The sequence below is a fragment of the Streptomyces inhibens genome (genome assembly GCF_003389455.1).
GTDB classification, from domain to species: domain Bacteria; phylum Actinomycetota; class Actinomycetes; order Streptomycetales; family Streptomycetaceae; genus Streptomyces; species Streptomyces inhibens.
Window position 1 is genome coordinate 1 of the sequence record NZ_QUAC01000398.1, and the last position, 8,639, is coordinate 8,639.

Below are 8,639 nucleotides of genomic sequence, written 5' to 3' on the forward strand. Positions count from 1 at the left end.
ACCGAACCCGCAAGGCCCTCACCCGTTCAAGATCCCTCAGCCGAGACCTGCATCACCCGTCCACAACCTTCCGAGACAGAACAACTAGCGCCCTTGTTCTCGCTGCGGATCAGCAAGGATGAGGCGTATTCGCTGCGGGAAGCTGGCTTGAAGCGGTGTCCCGCCTGCAAGGACGTCAAGTCCCTCGCAGAGTTCGGCCGTTCGTCAGCTCAACTCGGCAGCCGGTCGACCTATTGCGTCGCTTGTCAGCCGGACTACGTGCTCATGAAGCGGTTCAAATTCTCGTCGATGGAGGCAGTCCGGGAGTTCAGAGAGTCCCGCGACCACCGATGCGACATCTGCAAGCGGCAGTGGCAAGAGGGGGGAAGCGCCTTCCGCATCGACCATGACAGCGCCTCCTGCCCCTCCCGTGGCCCCTCATGTGGGAAGTGTGTGCCCGGCTACCTGTGCCGGCTGTGCAATACGCAAGGGCTGTCCTGGTACGAGCTTGTCGGCCGCAGCACTACCACCGTTCCGGTGTTCGAAGACTGCCTCCGGCGGTACGAGCGTCGCCGCTGGGGAACCTCGCTTCCCGGACCGACGTCAAGGCTGCCAGGTTCGTCTACCGGTACGCCGCGACCGGCAGGACCCGGTCCGCAGCGGGCGCCCCAGACTGTCCCCTGTGGACCGGGTCCGCATCGCCGTGCCGCAGTGCGGTGATCAGCTTGCCGAACCGGCGGGGGCCAGCCCGGTGAACGAGGGCTGGCCAGGACGGCCCCGACGCCGCGACCACACCGGGCACGGCAAGATCTCACCTACCCGCCGTCAGCAGCTACGGTTGGAAGACCTCCACCTTGCTGAATGTGATGGTGATCGCCTCACCGGCCACCTTGCTGACCCAGCCTTCGGTGAACTCCCACCCCCTCGCGGGTTTGCTGTTGCCGTCATTTAGCACGATGCGGAATTTCCTCTTGGCATCCGGACTATTGTTGAGCGCGGCGTTGATCCAGTCATCGAATCCACCACTGTGGTTCGAGCCACGCATCACGGTGACTTCGTGATCCGACAGACCGGAGATTTCGCTGATGTGCTCGACCTGACCATTGACATCCAGCTCGAAACCCGGCTGGGACAGTCCTTCACTCTTGGCGCCCACCGCCACATGAGGCACGGCGGTAGACGTGGCGGACGCACTGGTGGCGGTACCGGCAACGGCACCGAGAGCGAGCAGCACGGTAGCGACGGCACCGACTGAGCGCACGGCGCGGCGACCGGCTAATCGACCCATTTTCACGTTCATAAAGAGCCTTTCTTCTCTCAGGCCAATGGCCTGGGCTTCATGCATCCTCACCGCCTCACACAGGAGGGGAATTGGCCGCCATCGCGACCAGAAAGGCGCGGCGAGTTGCCCCGTAAGAGACCGACGCCCTGCGCATGGTTCCGCCCCTCGCCAACCGGTCCGCAAAACGAGCCAAGGGCGCCGGGCGGCAATGGCTCCATCAGCCTCCCTCGCAACCAACCCGTCGATCCCGCGGCCGGGCAGACCTCCCCACGCTCAACTGGCAGGGGAGAACACTCAGTGGTCAACTGCAACGCTCAGTCACAGCGACTGTCCGGTGTCATCGAACCTTGAGTGCGCTGAGACATCGCACACCCACCGTCAGCAAGACCGCGCGATCCTGCCTCTCGCCTGCACGGATGGACTTCTCGGCAACCCACAACGTCCAGCCGCTCATCGGGTGGCCACCACGGCCAGTCCGGCACGTGGTCCCGCGAGACGTTCGTCCGTGTGTTCCGAAGAGGGCATCCTGCCCGATCGGTTGGGTGCAAGAGGCGTGCGCATCGGACCTGATCGCGTTACGGAGCTGCCTCCGTCTGCGGCCACTGTCCCGCGCGGTCGTCACGAGTGCCTGCGTCCCTGCAGCTCAGGGTCTGGGACGTCCCGTGAGCGCGTCACTTCGGCGGCAGGCCTGGCCGGGTGGGGCACCCAACCTGCAGCCTGAGTCCGGCAGGCCAGGGCGATGCGGTCCACCGGCACCGCCCTTCATTGCAAGGGATAGGGACCTCCACATAACTGAGTGACGCGACTGAATGGCTGTCAGCACACCGATTTCATCAGATGTGACCCACCACTGCATGAGGGAGAGGCATATGAAGAGTCCAGCAGCATCACGTCGGAGCCTGTCGCGCGGGGCTGTCACTGCGGCTGGCGTTGCCCTCGCGGTCGGCGCCGGAGCGGTGTCGGCGTCGGCGAACCCGACAGGGGAGTGGATCTCCACCTATCGTGGCTCCGCGAAGCAGTCATCGAGCTGGAGCAACGCGCACGGCAGCACCCGGCTCTGCTTCAACGCATCGGGAAGCCGCTTGAACAAGGGCTTCACGGTCAAGCTTCAGGAGAACTCCGTGCCCCGGCAGACGGTGCTCTGGCACGCCACCTACTGGGGTCCCAAGCACAAGACCTGCTCCCCATGGATCCATGTCACGGGGCAGGTGTACGCGGCGGTCTACGGCAAGGCCCACGCGGACGTTCAGGTCTGGGTATACACCCCCTGACCCGGTGATGTCGGGCCCCGTGCTGCGGGGCCCGGCCCTCCTGGGCCGCGAGTGTCCTGTGTCCTGTCTCCGTCGATCTGGTCCCCGTCTCAAGCAGCCGGGTCCGATTCGCTTGCGACGGACCAGGTCGCTGCCTGAGACGACCAGGTCGGACGTCGTGGACAGCTGTTCGCTGTGCCCGTGAAGCATCTCCGCGGACCAGATCAACTGAGATTCGCCCCGGTTGCGCGTCTCAAACCGATCTGGTCGTCGCTGGTCAGGGCCACGGCTCCGGACCAGATCCTTTGAGACGGGACATCCTGTAACAGCGAAGGTTGCGCGTGTGCCATCGAAGTTTGAACGGCGAAAGTCCTGGTCACGAGCATGCTGGTGCCGCACGGCCCTGGCACCACTTCGGCCGGCCGACGGGGGCGCTGACGTCACCCCGCCTGGGCCTCTGACCAGCGCACTCAAACTTCGGTGACATGAACTCGCATCCGTCAAGGTCCGGTGGCGCGTACTCAAGGTTCGATGACACCGGACAAGGGGCTGTGACTGAGCGCTTCAGTTGGCGGATTAGCGCGGCAGTTGGCGAGTCGAGCGCGATAGGTGGCGGTGTGTGCGTGAGCCGTGACGCGTTAGTTGGAACCTGGTCACGCATGTTGGAACCGGGCGATGTCCGCGCCCATGTCGACACAGGTCCGGCGGACCTGCACGGCTCTGGGAACTGGGCTGATGCACCCCCCTGCACCCCTGCGTACCCTCTTCCCCGTGCCAGCCTCACCCCTGCATCGCGTCGCCGTCCTCGTGCTCGAAGGTGCGAAGCCTCTCGATGTCGGTATTCCTGCGCAGGTGTTCACGACCCGCGCGAGCATGCCGTACGAGGTGCGGGTGTGCGGCGCGACACCCGGTCCCGTGACCGGCGGCGATGGCCTCGCGTACTACGTCGCCCACGGCCTCGACGCGCTTGCGTGGGCCGACATCGTCTTCGTCCCCGGCTACCGGTTCCCGGACCGCGACGACCCGCCGCAGGCCGTCGTCGAGGCACTGATCGCCGCCCATGATCGGGGCGCGCGGCTCGCCGCCATCTCGACGGGCGCCTTCGCGCTCGCCGCCACGGGCCTGCTCGACGGCAGGCGCGCCACGACGCACTGGCACTACACGCGGGCACTCGTGGCCAGGCATCCGCTCGTCCAGGTCGACGAGAACGTGCTGTTCGTCGACGAGGGCAGCGTGCTCACCTCGGCCGGCGCCGCCTCCGGCATCGACCTGTGCCTGCACATCCTGCGCGGCGACCTCGGAGTGGCCGCGTCCAACCACGCGGCCCGGCGTCTGGTTGCGGCCCCCTACCGCAGCGGCGGCCAGGCCCAGTACGTGCCGCGCAGCGTCCCCGAGCCGCTCGGCGAGCGGTTCGCCGCCACCCGCGAGTGGGCGCTGCACCGGCTCGGCGAGCCCCTCACCCTCGACATACTGGCGCGGCAGGCGGGGGTCTCGCCGCGCACGTTCTCCCGGCGCTTCGTCGAGGAGACCGGCTACACGCCGATGCAGTGGGTGATGCGCGCCCGCATCGACCTGGCCCGCGAACTGCTCGAGCGCTCGCAGCGCAGCGTCGAACAGATCGCCGCCGACATCGGGCTCGGCACCGGCGCGAACCTGCGCCTGCACTTCCAGCGCATCCTCGGCACCACACCGAGCGAGTACCGGCGCACCTTCACCCGGGGCGAGTAACCCGCCCGGCACCGCGTGGCGGGATCCTTTTGAACCGTGGCGATCCCGCCACTGTCAACGGCGCTGGCCGCGGGCGAGCCTGGTGTGGAAGGGAAGGGACATCACTCATGACTCGCATCGCCATCAACGGATTCGGCCGCATCGGACGCAATGTGCTGCGCGCACTGCTGGAGCGCGACAGCGCCCTCGAGATCGTCGCCGTCAACGACCTGACGGAGCCCGCCACTCTCGCCCGGCTGCTCGCCTACGACAGCACGGCCGGCCGGCTCGGACGCCCGGTGACCGTCGACGGGGACGCCCTCGTCGTCGACGGCCGTCGGATCACGGTGCTGGCCGAGCGCGAACCGGCGCAGCTGCCGTGGGCCAAGCTCGGCGTCGACATCGTGCTTGAGGCGACCGGCCGCTTCACGTCGGCCACGGCCGCCCGCGCCCACATCGACGCGGGCGCGAAAAGGGTACTCGTCAGCGCGCCAGCGGACGGCGCCGATGTCACACTCGCGTTCGGGGTCAACACCGACGCGTACGACCCCGCCGTGCACACGATCGTCTCGAACGCCTCGTGCACGACCAACGCGCTTGCCCCGCTGGCCAAGGTGCTCGACGATCTTGCCGGCATCGAGCACGGCTTCATGACGACGGTGCACGCCTACACGCAGGAGCAGAACCTGCAGGACGGTCCGCACCGCGACGCCCGCCGCGCCCGCGCCGCTGCTGTCAACATCGTGCCGACCACGACAGGCGCTGCCAAGGCGATCGGCCTCGTGCTGCCGAAGCTCGACGGCAAGTTGTCGGGCGACTCGATCCGCGTGCCGGTTCCGGTGGGATCGCTCGTCGAACTCAACACGACCGTCGCTCGCGACGTGACGCGCAAGGACGTGCTGGCGGCATACCGCGCCGCGGCGCAGGGGCCGCTCGCCGGCGTACTCGAGTACTCGGATGACCCGCTCGTGTCGTCCGACATCACGGGCAATCCCGCCTCGGCGGTCTTCGACTCGGCTCTCACCCGCGTCGACGGCCGCCACGTCAAGGTGGTCGCCTGGTACGACAACGAGTGGGGCTTCTCGAACCGCGTGATCGATACGCTCGAACTCCTCGCCACCAGCTGACCGGAAACCGGGGTGGCCCTCCTGCGGAGGCCGCGCGGCCCAGCACCTCCTGTTAGCGCTCCAGTTGGCCAGCCGGGCCAACTGGAGCGCTCAGCCAGTTGCTTCCTGGCAAGGTCAGACGCTGATGGGCGATCCGAGAGCGGTGCAAACAAGCGTGGCACATCACCGCAGGTGCCAACAAGAAGGTCCCGTCGGTTCCCACCGCAGTGTCCCGCCGCCCGGAGGGACGCAGGTCGCCAGGCCCCCGCAGTTCCAACTACCGCGTCCCGGCACAGTGCGGCACATCGAGATCCACGCGAACGTCTTAAACAAACGTCTTGTACGCGCGTATAGATCCACTCTACGGTGAAGCCCTGGACACTGGCTTTGTTCACGAGAACCGGCTCGGGTCCACTTCGTGCGGTCGCGTGACTCTCGGTTACGCCAACAGGACTCGTTTGCGCAGGAGCTCGAATCCTGCGCGGCCGAACATCTGGCGCTTGAGCAGCTTGATCCGGTTGACATGACCCTCCACGACGCCGGAGTTCCAGGGCAGTGTGAGGCCCGCGGTGACGGCGTCGAGGTCGCGTTCGAGGTGTTGGGCGAAGCTCCGGAGGCTGGGCAGTTCGGTGGTGGAGGTAGCCGCTTCGATCCAGGTCGGCAACTGGTCGCCCTGGAGGTGAGCGACCATGTGCCCGAAGGAGCGCACGTGCTCGGCAAGTGCCGTCAGCTCGGGGCAATTGGCCAGGACGGCTTTGAGCTGGAGCCGGTCGCCTTCGGGTAGGGCGTCGGGGTGGGTGAGGATCCAGCGCGTAACGGCCCGGGCTGACGGCGGGCGGGGGCCGACCGGTTGGGGTTTGCCGCGAAGCGTCCTGCTGACGTAGGCACGGACACTGGCGTAGCCGCAGGGATAGCCCTGTTCCCTGATCTCCTCCCACAGTTTCCAGGCGTTGCTGCAGCCTTCCTGCCAACGCTGATCGAGGTAGGGCTTGTAGTCATCGAGCCTGGTCGCACGGCTTTGCCACTGCCCGGTGAACATCTCCTCCGCAGTAGCGGCACGGGAGAAACGCAAGATCGTGTTGAGGGTCATCCCGAGCTGCCGGGTGACGGACCGCTTGCTGTGCCCGGCGGCGAGGAGAGCGTGGATGGTGGCGTGCTTGGCGCGGGTGCGTTCGGCGAACCGGTGCCCTGTCGGCCAGGGCGACGCAGCTGGCTCCGCCTCTTCCTGCGGTTCCTCAGGCTGGGCCGGCGTGGGACGCAAGCAGCCACGGTGCCAGTAGACGCACTTCTCGGCGGCTTCGCCCAGGTTGTGCCAGAGATGCCATCGGTCGGCGACCTGGAGGGCCTGCGGGGCGCCGCGGGTGGCACCTTCGGCGAAGAAGGGCGCCCGGTCACGGCAGACGATCTCGATGCCGGGCCGCTCGGCGAGCCAGGCCGCGAGCGTGTCCGCCTCCCGATCGGGAAGGAGGTCGACCGGGCGACGTGTCTCGACGTCGACGAGCACGGTTCCGTAGACACGGCCCTTGTGCTGGGCGTACTCGTCCACGCCGACCACGCGGGGTACTGCGGTTGCGGGTCCGGAAGCGAGGCGATCAGCCTCAACAGGGTGTTCCGGCTGACCGGAACCTTGAAGGCGTCCGTCATCCGGGCGCCGGCCCGGCCCGCGAGCGCAAGACCGACCGACACCAGCGTCGACCGCAGCCGCTCGGTCCGTCGCCCGAACCTGCGGGTGAGACCGGGTACTTGCTCGGCGAAGGTCATGCGCTCGCAGGATTCCTCCTCGCAGACGAACCTCCGCACCCGCAACGACACCACGACGAACTTGCCCGCCGTCGGCAGATCACGAGGAAATCGCAGGTAGGAGCCGTGTATTCGCCCCGACCAGCACCCGCACCCCGGACAGGCCGCCCGCCCGCCCTGCGGTCGTACGGGCCTCGACCCGGACGACCGTGTCGATCACCTCGACCGATTCCACCAACACGCCCTCGACCGAGGAAAACAGCAGCTCGTTCAACTGCGGCAGCACTTCGTTCACGGCGAAGGACTGTCGACCACACCACCGTCCAGCCAGGCGATTTTCGGGCGAACTTTAGTGGTCGTAGGCGGTCAGTGCGCGCATGACTGGCTGGCCGCGATTGAACCTGGCTCCACTCATCAGGCCCCCTTGGAATCGATCATCTAGGGAACCGGGAGGCGCTCTACCGGCGGACCGCCGAGATCAGTCCGCCGGGCCGCTCCTCGCGCTGCGGCGGGGTGCTGATCGGGCGGCCGTAGGCGGCAGCGCGCTCGCGCAGGGTGTGGCTGTCGGCCTCCCAGCCGTGCCCGGCCAGCCAGCCCACCGGGTCGTCGGGCATCTCCGAGACCCACATGGACGCCGCCGATCCCGGCGCGGCGTCCGCGCCGAAGCGCTCGATCACGCCGCGCGAGCCCAATGTCAGCCCCATCCGACTGCCTGCCGCCGACTGCGTGCTGATCCGGGCCAGCAGTAGTTCCACCGCGTCCTCGGGCAGATAGATCAGTAGTCCTTCGGCGATCCACGCGGTCGGCACGGCCGGGTCGTGCCCTGCGGCGGCCAGCGCGCCTGGCCAGTCCTCACGCAGATCCACCGCGACGGTGATCCGCTCGCAGCGTGCGACGGCCCGCTCCTGGCGCAGCACCGAAGCCTTGAAGTCCAGTGGCGCGGCGGTGTCGACCTCGAACAGCCGGGTGCCCTCGGGCCAGTCGATCCGGAAGGCCCGGCTGTCCATTCCGGCGCCGAGCAGCACGACCTGCCGGACCCCGGACGCGGAGGCCTGCTGCAACAGGTCGTCGAGGAACTTCGTCCTGATGACGATGGAGTACGACACGGCCAGCCGGCGGCGTCGCGCGGCCGCGTCATCGGGCAGCGGCGGCGAGGAGGGCCACAGGCCGCCGGCGGTGGCGAAGGCCTGTGCCAGTGGGTCGCGGAACAGCGCGTTCTCCCGCTCGGTCTCCAGCGCCCGCACCCTGGCCACCCCCACCGCCGTGGCCCACACTCCCGACGGCTGCACCCACTCCTGCTCATCAGTCACCGCGCCAGCCTAGAAGATCGATTCCAAGGGGCCTGATGAGGGGAGCCAGCTTCATGCGCGGCCAGCCAGCCATGCGCGCACTGACCGCCTACGACCACTAAAACCACCATTAGGCGAAGATCAACAGTCCCCCTGTGTACGCGACCACACGAAGTGGACCAGAGCCCGAGAACCGACAGCACCTGTACACGAGTTTGGGCAGCACTCGAAGCTCTGCAGAAATCGAACAGTTCATGACTTCAGGCAGCACGGGCCCCTGCCGAGA

The 8,639-nt window shown here is 67.6% G+C and carries 7 protein-coding genes; 4 read left to right on the top strand and 3 right to left on the bottom strand.

Annotated features, from left to right (window positions below; all coding sequences use genetic code 11):
• Positions 1–288: 288 nt before the first annotated feature.
• Positions 289–699 carry an endonuclease domain-containing protein gene (locus DY245_RS48535; RefSeq protein ID WP_425329484.1) on the top strand — a complete coding sequence of 137 codons (411 nt, stop codon included), beginning with the start codon at positions 289–291 and terminating at the stop codon, positions 697–699.
• Positions 700–811: 112 nt separating this feature from the next.
• Here DY245_RS48535 and DY245_RS35665 read toward each other — a convergent pair whose 3' ends face one another.
• Positions 812–1,324: a hypothetical protein gene (locus tag DY245_RS35665; RefSeq protein ID WP_128511244.1), complete on the bottom strand. Its 513-nt coding sequence runs from the start codon at positions 1,322–1,324 to the stop codon at positions 812–814.
• Positions 1,325–2,343: 1,019 nt separating this feature from the next.
• On the opposite strand from DY245_RS35665, the gene DY245_RS35670 reads away from it, so the two are divergent.
• The 3 genes from DY245_RS35670 to gap all read left to right on the top strand — a co-directional run bounded on the left by DY245_RS35670 (position 2,344) and on the right by gap (position 5,345).
• Positions 2,344–2,532: a hypothetical protein gene (locus DY245_RS35670; protein ID WP_128511245.1), complete on the top strand. Its 189-nt coding sequence runs from the start codon at positions 2,344–2,346 to the stop codon at positions 2,530–2,532.
• Positions 2,533–3,282: 750 nt separating this feature from the next.
• Positions 3,283–4,239, top strand: coding sequence for a GlxA family transcriptional regulator (locus DY245_RS35675; protein WP_128511246.1), 957 nt, complete (start codon positions 3,283–3,285; stop codon positions 4,237–4,239).
• 107 nt (positions 4,240–4,346) lie between these two features.
• Positions 4,347–5,345, top strand: a complete 999-nt coding sequence (gene gap, locus DY245_RS35680) for a type I glyceraldehyde-3-phosphate dehydrogenase (protein ID WP_128511247.1) — start codon at positions 4,347–4,349, stop codon at positions 5,343–5,345.
• A 418-nt stretch (positions 5,346–5,763) separates the two neighbouring features.
• Here gap and DY245_RS35685 read toward each other — a convergent pair whose 3' ends face one another.
• Both DY245_RS35685 and DY245_RS35690 read right to left on the bottom strand, forming a co-directional pair.
• A complete protein-coding gene (locus DY245_RS35685) occupies positions 5,764–7,110 on the bottom strand; it encodes an ISL3 family transposase (RefSeq protein WP_342354250.1) in 1,347 nt (448 codons plus the stop codon).
• A 412-nt stretch (positions 7,111–7,522) separates the two neighbouring features.
• Positions 7,523–8,338, bottom strand: a complete 816-nt coding sequence (locus DY245_RS35690; RefSeq protein WP_181924024.1) for a class I SAM-dependent methyltransferase — start codon at positions 8,336–8,338, stop codon at positions 7,523–7,525.
• Positions 8,339–8,639: the final 301 nt, after the last annotated feature.